Source organism: Nocardioides ganghwensis (assembly GCF_014779655.1).
Taxonomy (GTDB): Bacteria; Actinomycetota; Actinomycetes; order Propionibacteriales; family Nocardioidaceae; genus Nocardioides; species Nocardioides ganghwensis.
In genome coordinates this window covers 158,664-174,413 of record NZ_JACXYX010000003.1, presented here as the reverse complement: position 1 = coordinate 174,413, position 15,750 = coordinate 158,664, and the positions used below count along the sequence as shown (strand labels likewise).

Below are 15,750 nucleotides of genomic sequence, written 5' to 3'. Positions count from 1 at the left end.
CCCGGCTGCTTCTCGCGCTACTTCCCGCGGGACAGGAACGCCGTCATCGCCTCGCGCGCCTCGTCCGAGGCGAACAGCCGGGCGCTCGTGGTGGCCATCTCCTCGCCCAGCGCGTCGATGCGGGCCACGAGGTCGCGGTTGAGGATCCGCTTGGACTCGCGCAGCCCCTGGGTCGCACCCGTGGCCAGGCTCGCGCAGGTCGCGGCCACCTCGTCGTCGAGCCGCTCGGCGGGCACGGCCTTCGTGACGAGCCCGTACGCCGCCGCCTCCGCCCCGGTGAACACCTCGCCTCCGAGCGTGGTGAGCGCCGCGGCACGCGGGTTCATCCGGTGGTGGACGGTGAGGCTGATGATCGCCGCGGCGAGCCCGAGCTTGACCTCGGTGAGGGCGAAGGTCGCGCCCTCGGCGCAGATCGCGACGTCGGCCGCGGCGATGATGCCGATGCCGCCGGCGCGGACGGCGCCGAGGTTCTTGGTCACCACCGGCTTGTCGAGCGTCGCGATCAGTCGCTGCAGGTCGACGATGCGGCGGGCCCCGACCTCCATGCCCTCGGTCGTCGCCTCGGCGAGGTCGGCCCCGGAGCAGAAGACCTTGCCGGAGCTCTCGATCAGCACCACGCGTACGCCGTCGTCCGCTCCGGCGCGCTCGAGGTGCCCGAACAGCTCGGTGACCAGCTGGCGGCTCAGGGCGTTGCGGTTGGCCGGGCTGTCGAGGGTGATCGTGGCGACGGCATCGGTGACGGAGAGGTGGACCAGGTCGGGGGTTGCGTCGGACATGGGGGCATCCTGCCGCACCGCGTGGGGTAGTCCAGTGGGCAACGGCTGCGCCGCGCGGTAGTCCAGTGGGCAACGGCTGCGCCGCGCGGTAGTCCAGTGACGAACGGTCGTGCTCGAGGCGGATTCCCGGCCAGTTCCCACTGGACTACCCCACAGCCCGCGCAGCACAGCCAGTTCCCACTGGACTACCCCGGCCGGACAGCCATCCGTGCGGTCCGCGGCTCCGAACACCTCCCATGCACACCACCGACCAGCGGTCCCGGCCGCGCACGTGGCGCCACGCGGCGTACGGCGTGCTGGCCACCCTCGTCGGCCTCGCGGCCGCGCACCTGGTCGCGGCGCTGACCGTTCCTGCCGCGTCACCGGTGCTGGCTGTCGGGTCGACGGTCATCGACCTGACCCCGACCCCGCTCAAGGAGTGGGCGATCCGGCAGTTCGGCAGCGCCGACAAGCTGGTCCTGATCGGGTCCGTGACGGTCGTCGTGCTGCTGCTGTCGGCGGTCGCGGGCATCATCACCGCACGCCGCGAGACCCCCGGCCTGCTCGTCGTGGTGGGCCTCGCCGGGATCGCCGGCCTGCTCGCCGTCCTGCGCCCCGGAGCCGGCCCGCTGGACCTCCTGCCTGCCCTGGTCGCCGCCGCCGTGGGCGCCACCTCGCTGTGGTGGCTGCACCGCGTCGACGACCGGGCTCCCACGGAGCCGTCGCCGGGGGGCGACGGCCCGACCCGACGCGGGGTCGTGCTGGCCACCGGCGGCCTCGCCGCGGCCGCAGTCGCCATGGGGGCGCTCGGCCGCTGGGTGACGTCCTACCGCCTCGGCGGGACCGACGTCGCACTACCGGTCGCCACCGACCCCGCGTCGCCCTTCCCCACCGGCCTGGAGCAGACGTACGACGGCATCACGCCGCTGCGGACCCCGACCGGGGAGTTCTACCGCGTCGACACCCGGCTCACGCTGCCGACCGTCGACGTGGACTCGTGGACGCTGACCATCGACGGCGACGTCGACGAGGAGGTCACGCTGACCTTCGACGACCTCGCGGCGATGGACACCATCGAGCGCGACATCACCCTCACCTGCGTGTCCAACGAGGTCGGCGGCCCCTACGTCGGCGGCGCCCGCTGGCTCGGCGTACCGCTCGCCGACGTGCTCGCCCGCGCCGGCATCGACTCGACGAGGGCCGACCAGATCCTCTCCACCGACGTCGACGGCATGACCATCTCGACGCCGCTCGACGTGGCCCTCGACGGACGCGACGCGATGATCGCCATCGGCATGAACGGCGGCCCGCTCCCGCGCGCCAACGGCTTCCCGGCGCGGATGGTCGTCCCCGGTCTCTACGGGTTCGTCAGTGCGTGCAAGTGGATCACCCGGATGACCCTCACGACGTACGACGCCGAGCAGGCCTACTGGACGGAGCGGGACTGGGCGGTCGACGCGCCGATCAAGATCTCCAGCCGCGTCGACACCCCGAAGGGGCTCTCGCAGACCCCGGCCGGCACCGTCGTCGTCGGCGGGATCGCCTGGGCCCAGGGCTCGGGCATCGAGAAGGTCGAGGTCCGCATCGACGGCGAGGCCTGGCGCCCCGCCCAGCTCGGGCCGCAGGTCACCGACGACTACTGGCGACAGTGGTACTTCGAGTGGGAGGCCGAGCCCGGCCAGCACTTCATCGCCTGCCGCGCCACCAACAAGGACGGCGACGTGCAGACCGACGTACGGATGACGCCGTTCCCCGAGGGCTCGAGCGGCCTGCAGGAGATCTCGGTCTCCATCACCTGAGTCCGACGCCTCCCGTACGGCTCCCGTCGCCGGGCGGTGAGTGACGCAGGTTCCGCGCCTCCGGAACCTGCCTCACTCACCGCTCTGCGGCGGCGTACCCGCACGCTGTCCAAGGATTGTCCAAAGTTTTTCGAGATAACACCCATCCACCCCGGGGACCGCCCCGAACACCTCCCGACAGCGGGCCTCCGGGCCCTCCCTTGGTTCCAATCGAAAGGCAACGCCATGAACACCCTGCTCCGCACCCGCACCATGGGCCTCGCCGCCCTCGCGCTGACCGCGTCCATGGGTCTGGCCGCCTGTGGCAGCGAGAGCGACACCGACAGCGCCGCCGAGACCACCACCTCGGAGACCTCCGAGCCCACCGAGGAGCCCACCGAGGAGCCCATGGAGTCCGAGGAGCCGATGGCCGCCGACGCTCCGTTCGGCCCCGGCTGCGCCGGCGTCCCCACCTCGGGTGAGGGTTCCGTCGAGGGCATGGCCGACGACCCGGTCGCCACCGCCGCCTCCAACAACCCGCTCCTCAAGACGCTGGTCGCCGCCGTGGGCGAGGCCGGCCTGGTCGACACGCTGAACTCCGCCGAGGCGCTCACCGTGTTCGCCCCGACCGACGACGCGTTCGCCGCGATCCCGAAGAAGGACCTCAACGCCCTCCTCGCCGACAAGGAGGCCCTCACCACGGTCCTCACCCACCACGTGGTCGGCGAGCGCCTGAGCCCCGAGGACGTCGCGGGTGAGCACGAGACCCTGGCCGGCGACATGCTGACGGTCGAGGGCGAGGGTGAGAACTTCACCATCGGCGAGGCCAGCGTCGTGTGCGGCAACGTGCAGACCGCCAACGCCACCGTCTACGTCGTCGACCAGGTCCTGATGCCGCAGATGTGATCGTCCTCCCGGACGCACACTGCAAGGATGACTGACGTGGACCACGTGAGGCCCGTACCGGACGGGGCGCCGCAGGGCGCCCCGTCCGGGGGCGATTCCCCCCGGCTCGCCGACCTGCTGCACCGGTCGGCCCTCGGCGACGAGAGCGCCTTCGCGGAGTTCTACGACGCGACCTCGGCGCGGGCGTACGGCCTCGCGCTCCGCGTGGTCCGCAACCCGGCACACGCCGAGGAGGTCACCCAGGAGGCCTACCTCGACGCGTGGCGCTCCAGCACCAGGTTCGACCCCGCGCGGGGCAGTGCCGCCGGCTGGCTGCTCACGATCGTCCACCGCAAGGCCGTCGACCGGGTCCGCTCCGTCGAGGCCGCATCGGCCCGCGACGAGACGTGGAACCGGGAGACGGCACCGACCGACCACGACCAGACCGCCGAGGCCGCCCACGCGTCGCTCGACGCGGCCCGTGTCCGCAGCGCGGTCGCCACCCTGACCGACGTCCAGCGGCGTGCCGTCGAGCTCACCTACTTCGGCGGCTACACCCACACCGAGGTCGCCACCCTGCTCGACGTCCCGTTGGGCACAGCCAAGACACGAATACGCGACGGACTGATCCGCCTGCGAGACCTGATGGGAGTTGCGTCATGAGTGACCTTCACAAGCTCACTGGCGCCTACGCGATGGACGCGCTCGACGAGCTCGAGCGCGCCCGGTTCGAGCAGCACCTCGCGCAGTGTGACGACTGCCGCGCCGAGGTGGCCGAGCTCCGCGAGACCGCGGCTCTCCTCTCCGAGACCGTCGCCGTCCCCCCGCCCGCGTCGCTGCGCGACTCGGTGCTCGCGGGCATCTCCCAGGTCCGACCCCTCGCACCCGAGGTCACCACCACCGCCACCCCCACCTCCACCCCCACCGCCACCCCCGTCGCCACCCCCCAGGCTGCCCCGGCCCGCTCCGGGAAGCCGGCCGGGCGGCGCGGCTGGGCGCCCTTTCTGGTCGCGGCGGCGCTCGCGCTCTTCGTCGGCCTCGGCGCGATGATCGTCGCGCCGTGGGCGGACGACGACGAGGTCCCGCGGCTGACGGCTGCCGAGCAGGTGCTCCAGGCTCCCGACGCCGAGGAGGTCTTCCTCGACCTCGGCGAGGCCGGGCGCGCGACCGTCGTCAGGTCCAAGTCGCAGGACAAGGCCGTCATCGTCACCGAGGACATGGTCTCCGCCCCGGAGGGCAAGGACTACGAGCTGTGGTTCCAGACACCGGAGGACGACATGGTCCCCGCCGGCCTGATGCCCGACGCTCCCGACCAGACCGTCGTGCTCGACGGCTCCGCGGCCGAGGCGGTCGCCGTGGGCATCACCGTGGAGCCCGAGGGCGGCTCCGAGCAGCCGACCAGCGACCCGATCGCCCTGTTCGACCTCACCGAGGCGACGTGAACGCCGCGCGCCACAGCGACTCCGGGCAGCGCCGGGTCGCCGTGGTCGGGTCGGGCGTGGCCGGCCTGACCGCTGCGTGGATCGCCTCGCGCACCGCGCACGTCACGCTCTACGAGGCCGACGACCGCCTGGGCGGCCACGCCGACACCCACCGCGTCGCGACGCCCGACGGCGAGCTCGCCATCGACACCGGCTTCATCGTGCACAACCGGCGCACGTACCCCACGCTCCTGCGACTGTTCGCCGAGCTGGGCGTCGAGACGCAGCCGTCGGAGATGTCGCTGTCGGTGAGCGACGCCGGCACCGGTGTCGAGTACGCCGGCGCGCTCGGCCCACGCGGGCTGTTCGCCCAGCGGTCCTCGCTCCGCTCGCGCGAGCACTGGCGGATGCTGCTCGAGATCCCGCGGTTCCACCGTCGCGCGCGGGCGCTCCTCGGCACGCCCGCGACGACCGACGACCAGACGCTGCGCGACTTCCTCGCCGCGGGCGGCTTCTCGCCGGGCTTCGTGCGCCACTTCATGGAGCCGCTCGTCGCCGCAGTGTGGTCCTGCGACCCGGCCACGTCGCTCGACTACCCCGCGCGCTACCTCTTCACCTTCCTCGAGCACCACGGCATGCTCGGCGTCTTCGGTTCCCCGCAGTGGCGCACCGTGACCGGCGGGTCCGGCACGTACGTCGCCCGGGTGGCCGCCGGTCTCCAGGACGTACGCCTCGAGACCAAGGTGACGTCCGTGCGCGAGCTCGCCGACGGCGTCGAGGTCACCGACGGCAGCGGCGCGACCACCCGCTTCGACGCGGTCGTGGTCGCCACGCACCCCTCGCACGCGCTCGCCATGCTCGAGGCGCCGACCGACCTCCAGCGCGAGGTCCTCTCCGCACTGCCCTACAGCAGCAACCCTGCGCTGCTGCACACCGACGCCTCCCTGCTGCCGTCCGCGTCCGACGCCCGCGCGTCCTGGAACTTCCACCGCCCCCGGAGCGAGCCAGGTGCGCCCGAGGGCGGGACGGGCGGGGTGACGGTCACCTACGACCTCACCCGGCTCCAGCGCCTGCCCACTGACATCCACTACCTGGTCACCCTGGGCGGCGAGGACCTCGTCGACCCGGCGACGGTCATCGACCGGATGGAGTACGAGCACCCGCTCTACACCCCTGGGTCGGTCGCGGCCCAGCGGCGCCTGCCCGAGATCAACAGCGAGCGGATCGCCTTCGCGGGGGCCTACCACGGCTGGGGGTTCCACGAGGACGGCGCGCGGTCCGGCCTCGCCGCCGCCACCCACCTCGGTCTGCCGTGGGCACGCACCACCCCGGTGCTGCCGCGGCCCGGCCGCTTCGAGACGACGATCCGCCACACCCGCCGCACCCCGTTCAGGCGCAGCTTCGAGCACCGTTCGACCTTCTGGCTCGTCGACCTCGACGACCTGCCCGACCACGGGCTGCTCGCGCGGTTCGAGGCCCGCGACCACCTCGGCTCGCCCGGGCGCAGCTTGCGCGCCAACGTCGAGTCCTTCCTCGCCGGCAACGGCGTATCGCTGGGGGCCGGCGAGCGGCCCGGCACGATCCTGATGGCCGCGCACCCGCGGTCGCTCGGCCACTGCTTCAACCCGATCAGCATCTTCTGGTGCTTCGACGACGCGGGCCGCCAGGCCGGTGTGGTCGTCGAGGTGCACAACACCTACGGCGACCGCCACGCCTACCTCGTCCACCCCGACGAGCAGGGCCGTGCGCAGACCGACAAGGCGATGTACGTCTCGCCGTTCCACGGCGTCGACGGCACGTACGACGTGGCGGTGCCGCTCCCCACCGACCGCCTCCACGTGGCGGTCACGCTGCGGGGGCACGACGCTGACGCGGGCGGGTCCGCGCCGTTCAGCGCGAGCCTCACCGGCACCCGCACCGACATCCCCGTCCGCAGGACCCTCGGCGCCGCGCTGCGCGGCAGCGCGCTGATCCGGGCACACGGCATCTGGCTGTGGGCCCGGCGGCTGCCGATCCGACCGCGACCCCGCCACCGCCAGGAGGGCGTGCGATGACCATCGAGAAGAACCGACCCGCCACCGTCCGCACCCAGGGCATGCCCCCGCTGGAGCCCATCACGGGCGGCCCGCGCACCGCGGTCTCGGCGGCCGTCGCCAAGCGCCTCTTCCACGCGGCGGTGTCCCGGCTGGCCATCACCGTGGTCGAGGAGCCCACCGGTCGTCGCCTCGGCCAGGGCGGCCCGGTGATGCGCCTGCACCGCCCCGACGAGTTCTACGCCCGGCTCGGGCGTGCCGGCCTGATCGGCTTCGGCGAGGCCTACCTCACCGGGGCGTGGGACGCCGAGGACCTCGCCGGCTTCCTCACCGTGCCCGCGGCCCGGATGGCCACGCTCGTCCCGCAACCGCTCCAGCGGCTGCGCGCCCTGGTGACGCCCCGGTTGCCGAGCCACCACCGCAGCACCGAGGACAACAGCCAGGCCAACATCTCCCACCACTACGACCTCTCCAACGACCTCTTCCGGCTCTTCCTCGACGAGACGCTGAGCTACTCCTCCGCACTCTTCGACACCTCCCTCCAGTCGGCTCCCGCCGGACCGGGCTCGGTGGCGGAGCACCTGGTCGCGACGACGCCGGAGCCGGTCGACCACGACGACCCGCGTCGCCACGGTCCCGACCTCGCCGCGGCGCAGGGCCGCAAGATCGAGCGGATGCTCGACCAGGCCGGCGTCACCGAGGGCACGCGCGTGCTGGAGATCGGCACCGGGTGGGGCGAGCTGGCCATCCGGGCGGCCAGCCGCGGCGCCCGCGTGCACACCATCACCCTCTCCGTCGAGCAGCTCGAGCTGGCCGAGGAGCGCATCGCGGCCGCCGGCTTCGCCGACCGGGTGGAGGTCGAGCTGATGGACTACCGCGCGCTCGCCGCCACCGGACGCACCTACGACGCGGTGCTGTCGGTCGAGATGATCGAGGCCGTCGGCCACGAGTTCTGGGGCACCTACTTCCGGACGATCGACCAGGTCCTCGCCCCCGGCGGCAAGGTCTCGATCCAGGCCATCACGATGCCCCACGACCGGATGCTCGCCACCCGGGACAGCCACACGTGGATCAACAAGTACATCTTCCCCGGCGGCTTCCTGCCGAGCGTCGAGGTGATCGACCAGATCACCCGCGGGCAGACCACGCTGCGCCTCGTCGACCAGCTCGAGATGGGCAGCCACTACGCCGAGACGCTGCGTCGCTGGGACCGGCGGTTCCTCGGCCAGCGCGAGTCCGTCCTGGCCCTCGGCTTCGACGACATGTTCATGCGGGTGTGGCACTTCTACCTGGCCTACTCCCAGGCCGGGTTCGCCAGCGGCTACATCAACGTCTCGCAGCTCACCTTCACCCGAGAGGACCGGTGACGGACCCCGTGACCCAGACCGCTCCGTCCACCGCCGCCCACCGGGCGGACGCACCCGGCGGCGTGGCCGCGCGCCTCGCCGAGGCGGTGCGGCCCTTCATCGGCGGCGACCTCCCGGTGCGCCTGGAGGCCTGGGACGGCTCGGTCGCCGGTCCGGAGGGCGCCCCGCTCGTCGTGCTCCGTTCTCCCGACGCGCTGCGTCGGCTGCTGTGGCACCCCGGTGAGCTCGGCGCCGCCCAGGCGTACGTCACCGGCGAGCTCGACGTCCCCGAGCAGGACGGCTGGGACCTCGGCTCCGCGCTCACCCACGCCTTCGCGGTGGGTGCCGAGCGCGGGCTGTCCGGCGTACGCCTCTCGCCGCGCGCGATGGTCGACGCGGTCCGCACCGCCGCCGGCCTCGGCGCGCTCGGCCGACCGCCGGCACCACCGGCGTCGCAGGCGCGGATCAGGGGCCGGCTGCACAGCCTGGCCCGCGACCGGTCGTCCATCAGCCACCACTACGACCTCTCCAACGAGTTCTACTCCCTCATCCTCGAGCCGCAGATGGCCTACAGCTGCGGCTACCACGCCACTCCCGACGTGCCCCTCGAGGACGCGCAGCGCGCCAAGCTCGACCTCGTCTGCACCAAGCTCGGCCTGGAGCCGGGCATGCGGATGCTGGACGTCGGCTGCGGCTGGGGCTCGCTGTCCCTGCACGCCGCCGAGCACTTCGGCGCGCAGGTCACCGGCGTGACGATCGCGGCCGAGCAGAAGAAGTTCATCGACGCCCGCATCGCTGAGCGCGGGCTCGGCGACCGGGTCGAGATCCGGCTGCAGGACTACCGCGAGGTCCCCGAGCGCGACCACTTCGACGCCGTCGGCTCGCTCGAGATGGGCGAGCACGTCGGGGCGACCAACTACCCGACCTACGTCGAGGTCCTGCGACGAGCGGTCAGGCCCGGCGGCCGCGTGCTCGTCCAGCAGATGTCGCGCCAGGGCGCGGGCGGCGGCAAGCACCCCGGCGGCGGACCGTTCATCGAGTCCTTCATCGCCCCCGACATGACGATGCGGCCCGTCGGCGAGACCGTCGACCTCATCGAGTCCGGCGGCCTCGAGGTCCGCGACGTGCACGCGATGCGCGAGCACTACGTCCTCACGGTCAACGGCTGGATCGAGAACTTCGAGGCCCACCTCCCGCGGCTGCGCGAGCTGGTCGGCGAGGAGGTCGTGCGCGTGTGGCGCCTCTACCTCGTCGGCGGCGCGCTCGCCTTCCGCGACGGCCGGATGGGCGTCGACCAGATCCTCGCGGTGCGTCCCGGCGCACCCCACACCCTCCCGGCAGTCAGGTCATGGTGACGTGTTGACCCAGGCTGTCGTCGCGATCCTCGCCGCCGTCGTCGTCATGGGGGCGACGGCGGCGGTGAGCCGGCGACGGGACCGGGTGGCCGACGTCGACGTCGCGTGGGGGTTGTCGTTCGTCGCGATCGCGCTCGCGCTGGCCGCCGCCTGGCCCGACACCCACTCGTGGCTCCTGGCGCTGCTCGTGGCGCTGTGGGGCGGTCGTCTCGCCGTCCACATCGCCCGCCGCTCCCGCGGCCACGGCGAGGACCCGCGCTACGAGAAGATGCTGGGCGGCCCCGGCTGGCGCGCCGGCGCGGCCACGGTCCTGCTGCGGGTCTTCGGGACCCAGGCCCTCGTGGCGTGGATCATCTCCTTCCCGCTGCAGGTCGCGGCGGCGTACGACGTCCAGTGGTGGCCCGTCGTCTGGGTCGGCGTGGCGATCTGGGCGGTCGGTGTCTACTTCGAGGTCGTCGGCGACGCCCAGCTCGAGGCCTACAAGGCCCGCCCGCGCGAGTCGCGCCCGAAGATCCTCGACACCGGCCTGTGGGGCTGGACCCGTCATCCCAACTACTTCGGCGACGCCTGTGTGTGGTGGGGGCTGTGGGTGGCCGGCGCGCTCTCGCTCGGCTGGGTGCCGGGCCTGGCCACCGTGTTCGCCCCGGCCGCGATGACCTTCTTCATCCGCAACGTGACCGGCGCGAAGCTCCTGGAGAGGACCATGTCGCAGCGAGAGGGGTGGGCCGAGTACGCCGCCCGGGTCCCGCTGTTCTTCCCCCGCCCGCCCCGTTCCTGACCCCGGCGGGCGATTCCGAGGCCTTCGACGGGGGTTCTGTCCCGGCCAGGGATGCCTTCGGGTGACAATGCGCCGGTGGCGGCGGAGGAGGGGCTCGACCATGCGGTCGAAGCCATGCAGGCAGGCGACGAGGCGGCGTTCCGCCTCGTCTACCGCCACGTCCAGCCGCCCCTGCTGCGCTACCTGACCGTCCTCGTCGGCCCGACGGACGCCGAGGACGTGGCCAGCGAGGCGTGGACCCAGGCGTTCCGCGACCTCGACCGCTTCAGTGGAGACGCCGACGGGTTCCGCGGCTGGATCACCACGATCGGACGCAACCGGGCGCTCGACCACCTGCGCCACCACCGACGGCGCCCGGTGTCGGAGGAGCCGGTCGACGAGCTCGTCGACCTCCCCGACGACGCGGACGTCGAGGCCGACACGCTGGGCCGGGTCAACTCCGAGGCCGTCGTCCGGCTGATCAGCGCACTCCCCCGCGACCAGGCCGAGGCGATCATGCTGCGGACGGTGCTCGGCTTCGACGCCCCGACAGCGGCCCGGATCCTGGGCAAGAGACCCGGAGCCGTACGCGCCGCCGCCCACCGGGGGCTCAAGCAGCTGGCGAAGAAAATCGTCGACGAGCCGTAACACCCGCACCTGCCGAGACGCTGAAAGGAGTGAGATGACCGCCCCCGACCCGCACCTGTCCCGCCGAGACGCCGAGCGACTGCTCGACACGCCGGCGGAGCACGACAGCGCCCTCGGCTGGGCCCTCACCGCGGCGAGTGCCCCTGCGTTCCCCGACGAGCTCCGGCGCGAGGACGCGGCCGTCGCGGCGTTCCACGCGGCGCGCCTCGCACCGCCTCCCGCGTCCCGCAGCGGATTCGTGTCGCCCACCCGGCTCGGCAGCCGTGCCGCCGCCCGCGCGGTCGTCGCCACGGGCGCGGTCGTCGCCCTGACCTCGGGCGGCTTCGCGCTCGCCAACTCCGCGCACCTGCCCCTCCTGCCGGACCGGGCGTCCGACCGGGCCACCGAGTCGGTCTCGAGGACGCCGGGCACCGGCGTCCCGACGACCCCCGGAACCTCGTCGACCTCGGGCAACGGCCCCAGCTCCTCCGGCACCGGGTCAGCCGGCTCGCCCACCGGGTCCGCCGGCTCGAGCACGGGCTCGAGCGAGACCCCGGACGAGACGGCCACCCCGACGCCCGACTTCAAGGGCCTCTGCAGGGCCTTCCAGGCCGCCGACCGCGGGGACGCGGGATCCTCCCTCGGCAGCGCCGCCTTCCAGGCGCTCGCCGCCGAGGCCGGCGGAGCCGACCGCATCGCGACCTACTGCGTCGACCTCATCGGTCCGCCGAAGGAGACCGGCCGGCCCACCGACAAGCCGACGCCGACCAGCAAGCCGACCGACAAGCCGACCCCGGGCAAGCCGACCGACAAGCCGACCGACAAGCCGACGCCGACCACCAGGCCGACGCCCACGGTCAAGCCCACCCCCACCGACCGGCCGACCCCGACCGAGACCACGACCGACACCACGACGTCGGACCCGGGCAGCTCCGGGAGCTCCGGCAACGGCGGCTCGGGCAACGGCAACGGCGGCTCCGGCTCCGGCAGCACCAACGGCAACGGAGACAAGGGAGGCACCACCTAGACGTCCGGTTCACACCGGCGGCGGCCGCGTTCCGCAGGACCGGCTCTCGCGCCCTCGTGCACCGACCTCCCGCCGGCGTACGAGGATCCCCCCAGAACACGCGAGATCCACGTCCCACAACGCACAGACAGCGGCACGGCCCTCCCCCGGGGTCGTGCCGCTGTCGCGTGTCGGAGCGGGCGACTAGGTTCGGGGCCATGCCCGAGCGACCACGCTCCGCGCGCGAGGACACCAACCGCCGGATGCTGCGTGCCCGCGACGAGATGGACCGGCGTTTCGCCGACCCGCTCGACATCCCCACCCTCGCCGCGGTCGCGCACCTGTCGCCCTCGCAGTTCGGCCGCGTCTTCAAGGACGTCTTCGGCGAGACCCCGCACCGCTACCTCCAGCGCCGCCGGGTCGAGCGGGCGATGACCCTGCTGCGACAGACCGACCGCCCGGTCACCGACATCGCCTGGGACGTCGGCTTCGCGAGCCTCGGCACCTTCAGCCGCACCTTCAGCAACGTCGTCGGGCGCTCGCCGAGCGAGTTCCGGGCCGAGCACGCGCCGGTGGCGGTGCCCTCGTGCTTCATCGCGGCGTGGACCCGGCCGCGGGAGCGCCAGACAGTCGTTTCGGAGAAGCGCGGAGAGGTCGACGCTGACTAGCGTCCTCGACATGAACACCAACCACATCACCGCGCTCCACATCCGCAGCGTCCCCGTCCTCGACCAGGACGAGGCGCTCGACTTCTACACGACCCACCTCGGCTTCGAGGTGCGCGACGACATCGACCTCGGCTTCATGCGGTGGCTCACCGTCGGGGTCCCCGGCCAGAACACCTCCCTGCTGCTCGAGCTCGTCGGCGGGCCCCAGCACGACGAGGCCACGGCCGCGCAGGTGCGTGAGCTGGTCGCCAAGGGCGCCCTCGGCGGGGTCTTCCTCACCAGCGACGACGTGCACGCGACGTACGCCGCCCTCCGCGACGCCGGCGTCGAGATCACCCAGGAGCCGGTCGAGCAGCCCTACGGCACCGACTTCGGGCTCCGCGACCCGTTCGGCAACCACATCCGGGTCAGCCAGCCCAACGCTGCCACGACCGAGCAGGTGCAGGACGCCTACGACACCGCGGCGGCGAGATGAGCTACCCGCCGCCGCTCTACCACGGCGACTCCGGCGAGGTCTCCGCCCACGTCGTCCGCGCCGCGGTCGAGCCGGCCGTCGTCTACCCCAACGGCAACAAGGTCTTCTACCTCGCCCAGGGCACCGAGACGGCCGGCACGTTCGGCCTCTACCGGTGGGAGTTCGCCGGACCCCCGAGCGGGCCGGGGCCGCACTTCCACCGGACCATCACCGAGTCGTTCTACGTCCTCGAGGGCACCGTCAGGATCTTCGACGGCTCGACGTGGCTCACGTGCCACGCCGGCGACTTCGCCCACGTGCCGGCCGGCGGCATCCACGGCTTCCGCAACGAGGACGGTGCCGCCGAGATGCTGCTCCACTTCGCGCCGGGGGCTCCGCGCGAGGCCTACTTCGAGGGGCTGGCCGCCGGCATCGGCGACTTCGACGAGGACGCCTACGACCGCTTCATGCGCGAGCACGACAACCACTGGCTCTGACGGGGCGCGCCCAGTGCACTCCGTGTGGTGCACTCCCTGTGATGGACTCCGTCGACGCAGCCTTCGACGCCACCCCGCGGCGGGACTTCCTCCCCCGCGGGGTGCGTCGGCGCGCGTCCTACGACGGACCGCTGACGATCGCGGCCGGACAGACCAACTCCCAGCCGCGCACCGTCGACGACATGCTGCGGCTGCTCGACGTACGCCCCGGGCAGCACGTGCTCGACGTGGGTGCCGGATCGGGGTGGACGACCGCGCTGCTCGCGCACCTGGTCGGACCGAGCGGCGTCGTGCTCGGGGTCGAGCTCGAGCCGGAGCTGGTGTCGTTCGGCGGCGCGAACCTCGCCCGCACCCACCGCCCCTGGGCGACGATCCGGCTCGCGACCCCGGGCCTCCTGGGTGACCCCGACGGCGCGCCGTACGACCGCATCCTGGTCTCGGCGATGGCGCGGTCGCTGCCCACCGCGCTCGTCGACCAGCTCGCCGACGACGGCGTCCTGGTGGTGCCGGTGGACGGCACCATGCTGCGGGTCACCAACCCGGGCGCGGTCGTCACCGAGCACGGGCGCTACCGGTTCGTGCCGCTGCGCTGAGGCGTACGGGAGTCGTCGCCGGTGGCCGCGGACCGGGCCAGGCGGACCGGCAGCCCGGCCACGGCCTCCAACGGCCCGCGCCGACGCAGCAGCCGGAGCACCGCGCCGAGGGCGAGCAGCACGACGACGTGGGAGACGTACGCGGACGGCTCCTCCTCCGGCCACACCTGCGGCGTCAGCATCACGACGTGCAGGGAGTAGAGGGTGAGGGTCGCCGCCCCGGCGCCGAGCACGACGGCGAGCACAGCCGTCACGGCGCGGGGCAGGAGCCGTTCGAGGAGCAGGCAGGCGCAGATCACCAGCACCGCACTGCCGATGGTCTGGGCCAGGTCGAACGGTGTCGCCGAGTGCGGTGCGACGACCAGCAGCCAGTCCCAGTCGCCGTCCGCGGGCGTCGTGCCGTACATGCCGGTCGCGTTCTCCGACGCCACGGCCGGGTCGACGAGCGCGCCCGAGACCCGGGTGGCGAGCACCGCGGTGCCGAGGCCGCCCAGTGCGAGCGCGCCGAGCAGGGAGGTGTCGCGGAGGTCGAGCCGGCCCAGCGCGATGCCGGCGAGGAGGTAGGCCAGCCAGGGCACGACCGGGTAGTAGCCGGTGAGCAGGAGCTCACTGGCCAGCTGTCCCGGGTCGGCCAGCTGCTCGAAGGACGGGCTGTCGAAGCCGCGCTCGGGCAGGTGCGGACGGACCAGGTGGGAGACCGCGGGCGCCACGACCACCCACCCGACCGTGAGCGGGACCAGCGACCGCAGGCGGAGGACGGTGAACGGCAGGCCGAGGACGAACAGCACGCCGTAGTAGGTGAGGATCACGGCGACGCCGCTGTCGAGGCCGCCGAGCAGCAGCCCCAGCAGCGCGATGAGCACCGCCCGGCCGGCGATGCCCGCGGAGCGCAGGACGAGCGGGCGCCCGCGCAGCGGCTCGCGGGTCATCAGCGCCAGGCTCACCCCGGCCAGCACGGCGAAGAGCGCCGACGCCCGGCCGCCGGCCAGCAGCTGCGCGGTCGCGACCTCGCCGTCCGGGGTGCGGGCGTCGAGCACGTGGGTGGCGACCATGCCGAGCAGCGCGAGGCACCGGGCGACGTCGAGCCCGACGAGGCGGCCCAGGCGCGTCGCGGTCATGCGTCCCATCCTGCCGGGGCGGGGGGAACCGCCCGCTCAGGTGCCGTCGACCGCCGGGCGCTCGACCTGCTGGGCGAGGTGGGTGGGGGCCTGGAGGCAGTAGGAGTCGGTGAGCAGCTCGGCCAGCTCCTCCCAGTCGATGCCGGCCTCCTCGTCGAGCACCATCCCGATGACGTTGCCGCCCCAGCCGGACCGGAAGTAGGGGTCGCCCATGTGCTCGAAGGCCGCCACCTCGTCGGGCTCGCCGCGGAACGTGATGCGGAAGACCTGGTCCTCCCCGCCGAAGACGTGCGCCACCGTCGCGCCGCCCACGCGCCACCGCGTACCGGTCCACGCCGCCTCCTGCCGGCAGCGCGGCAACCGGCCGAGCACGGCGTCGATGCGCAGCACCCACTCCTCGGGCACGAGCGGACGGTCGGCGAGGGCCACGGCGAGATCCTGCCAAAGGCGTCCGACA

General features: G+C 73.3%; 17 protein-coding genes. 14 read left to right on the top strand and 3 right to left on the bottom strand.

All coding sequences use genetic code 11. From position 1 onward, the window contains the following. Positions 1 to 17: 17 nt before the first annotated feature. Entirely contained in the window at positions 18 to 776 is a 759-nt protein-coding gene (locus IEZ24_RS04880) for an enoyl-CoA hydratase-related protein (protein WP_129453070.1), read from the bottom strand. Between the two features lie 236 nt (positions 777 to 1,012). On the opposite strand from IEZ24_RS04880, the gene IEZ24_RS04875 reads away from it, so the two are divergent. The 14 genes from IEZ24_RS04875 (at position 1,013) to IEZ24_RS04810 (ending at position 14,175) form a co-directional block, all read left to right on the top strand. Continuing rightward, positions 1,013 to 2,554: a molybdopterin-dependent oxidoreductase gene (locus IEZ24_RS04875; RefSeq protein ID WP_129453071.1), complete on the top strand. Its 1,542-nt coding sequence runs from the start codon at positions 1,013 to 1,015 to the stop codon at positions 2,552 to 2,554. Between the two features lie 225 nt (positions 2,555 to 2,779). Beyond that, a complete protein-coding gene (locus IEZ24_RS04870; RefSeq protein WP_129453072.1) occupies positions 2,780 to 3,439 on the top strand; it encodes a fasciclin domain-containing protein in 660 nt (219 codons plus the stop codon). Between the two features lie 27 nt (positions 3,440 to 3,466). Next, positions 3,467 to 4,081 (top strand): ECF RNA polymerase sigma factor SigK, encoded by a 615-nt coding sequence (sigK, locus tag IEZ24_RS04865; protein WP_129453073.1) that lies wholly within the window; start codon positions 3,467 to 3,469, stop codon positions 4,079 to 4,081. Next, positions 4,078 to 4,860, top strand: a complete 783-nt coding sequence (locus tag IEZ24_RS04860) for an anti-sigma factor (RefSeq protein WP_129453074.1) — start codon at positions 4,078 to 4,080, stop codon at positions 4,858 to 4,860. The genes sigK and IEZ24_RS04860 overlap by 4 nt, the downstream gene beginning before the upstream one ends. Beyond that, positions 4,857 to 6,893, top strand: coding sequence for an FAD-dependent oxidoreductase (locus IEZ24_RS22220; protein WP_129453075.1), 2,037 nt, complete (start codon positions 4,857 to 4,859; stop codon positions 6,891 to 6,893). The genes IEZ24_RS04860 and IEZ24_RS22220 overlap by 4 nt, the downstream gene beginning before the upstream one ends. After that, the gene (locus tag IEZ24_RS04850) at positions 6,890 to 8,239 is read left to right on the top strand and encodes an SAM-dependent methyltransferase (protein ID WP_129453076.1); all 1,350 of its coding nucleotides are present in this window, start codon (positions 6,890 to 6,892) and stop codon (positions 8,237 to 8,239) included. Before IEZ24_RS22220 ends, IEZ24_RS04850 begins: the two co-directional genes overlap by 4 nt. A gap of 8 nt (positions 8,240 to 8,247) precedes the next feature. Beyond that, positions 8,248 to 9,573 carry an SAM-dependent methyltransferase gene (locus IEZ24_RS04845; protein WP_242498339.1) on the top strand — a complete coding sequence of 442 codons (1,326 nt, stop codon included), beginning with the start codon at positions 8,248 to 8,250 and terminating at the stop codon, positions 9,571 to 9,573. A gap of 1 nt (position 9,574) precedes the next feature. Continuing rightward, positions 9,575 to 10,351 (top strand): DUF1295 domain-containing protein, encoded by a 777-nt coding sequence (locus tag IEZ24_RS04840; protein WP_242498340.1) that lies wholly within the window; start codon positions 9,575 to 9,577, stop codon positions 10,349 to 10,351. Between the two features lie 75 nt (positions 10,352 to 10,426). Next, the gene (locus IEZ24_RS04835; RefSeq protein ID WP_207206663.1) at positions 10,427 to 10,978 is read left to right on the top strand and encodes an RNA polymerase sigma factor; all 552 of its coding nucleotides are present in this window, start codon (positions 10,427 to 10,429) and stop codon (positions 10,976 to 10,978) included. A 34-nt stretch (positions 10,979 to 11,012) separates the two neighbouring features. Continuing rightward, positions 11,013 to 11,984 carry a hypothetical protein gene (locus IEZ24_RS04830; protein WP_129453078.1) on the top strand — a complete coding sequence of 324 codons (972 nt, stop codon included), beginning with the start codon at positions 11,013 to 11,015 and terminating at the stop codon, positions 11,982 to 11,984. Positions 11,985 to 12,181: 197 nt separating this feature from the next. Continuing rightward, positions 12,182 to 12,631: a helix-turn-helix domain-containing protein gene (locus IEZ24_RS04825; protein WP_129453079.1), complete on the top strand. Its 450-nt coding sequence runs from the start codon at positions 12,182 to 12,184 to the stop codon at positions 12,629 to 12,631. 10 nt (positions 12,632 to 12,641) lie between these two features. Beyond that, the gene (locus IEZ24_RS04820) at positions 12,642 to 13,106 is read left to right on the top strand and encodes a VOC family protein (protein WP_129453080.1); all 465 of its coding nucleotides are present in this window, start codon (positions 12,642 to 12,644) and stop codon (positions 13,104 to 13,106) included. Beyond that, positions 13,103 to 13,582, top strand: a complete 480-nt coding sequence (locus tag IEZ24_RS04815; RefSeq protein ID WP_129453081.1) for a cupin domain-containing protein — start codon at positions 13,103 to 13,105, stop codon at positions 13,580 to 13,582. The genes IEZ24_RS04820 and IEZ24_RS04815 overlap by 4 nt, the downstream gene beginning before the upstream one ends. Before the next feature lie 41 nt (positions 13,583 to 13,623). After that, positions 13,624 to 14,175 carry a protein-L-isoaspartate O-methyltransferase family protein gene (locus IEZ24_RS04810; protein WP_129453082.1) on the top strand — a complete coding sequence of 184 codons (552 nt, stop codon included), beginning with the start codon at positions 13,624 to 13,626 and terminating at the stop codon, positions 14,173 to 14,175. On the opposite strand, the gene IEZ24_RS04805 is transcribed toward IEZ24_RS04810, so the two are convergent. Beyond that, the gene (locus tag IEZ24_RS04805) at positions 14,151 to 15,293 is read right to left on the bottom strand and encodes a heparan-alpha-glucosaminide N-acetyltransferase domain-containing protein (RefSeq protein WP_165355941.1); all 1,143 of its coding nucleotides are present in this window, start codon (positions 15,291 to 15,293) and stop codon (positions 14,151 to 14,153) included. The genes IEZ24_RS04810 and IEZ24_RS04805 overlap by 25 nt on opposite strands. A 36-nt stretch (positions 15,294 to 15,329) precedes the next feature. Beyond that, positions 15,330 to 15,722 (bottom strand): MmcQ/YjbR family DNA-binding protein, encoded by a 393-nt coding sequence (locus tag IEZ24_RS04800; RefSeq protein WP_242498341.1) that lies wholly within the window; start codon positions 15,720 to 15,722, stop codon positions 15,330 to 15,332. Positions 15,723 to 15,750: the final 28 nt, after the last annotated feature.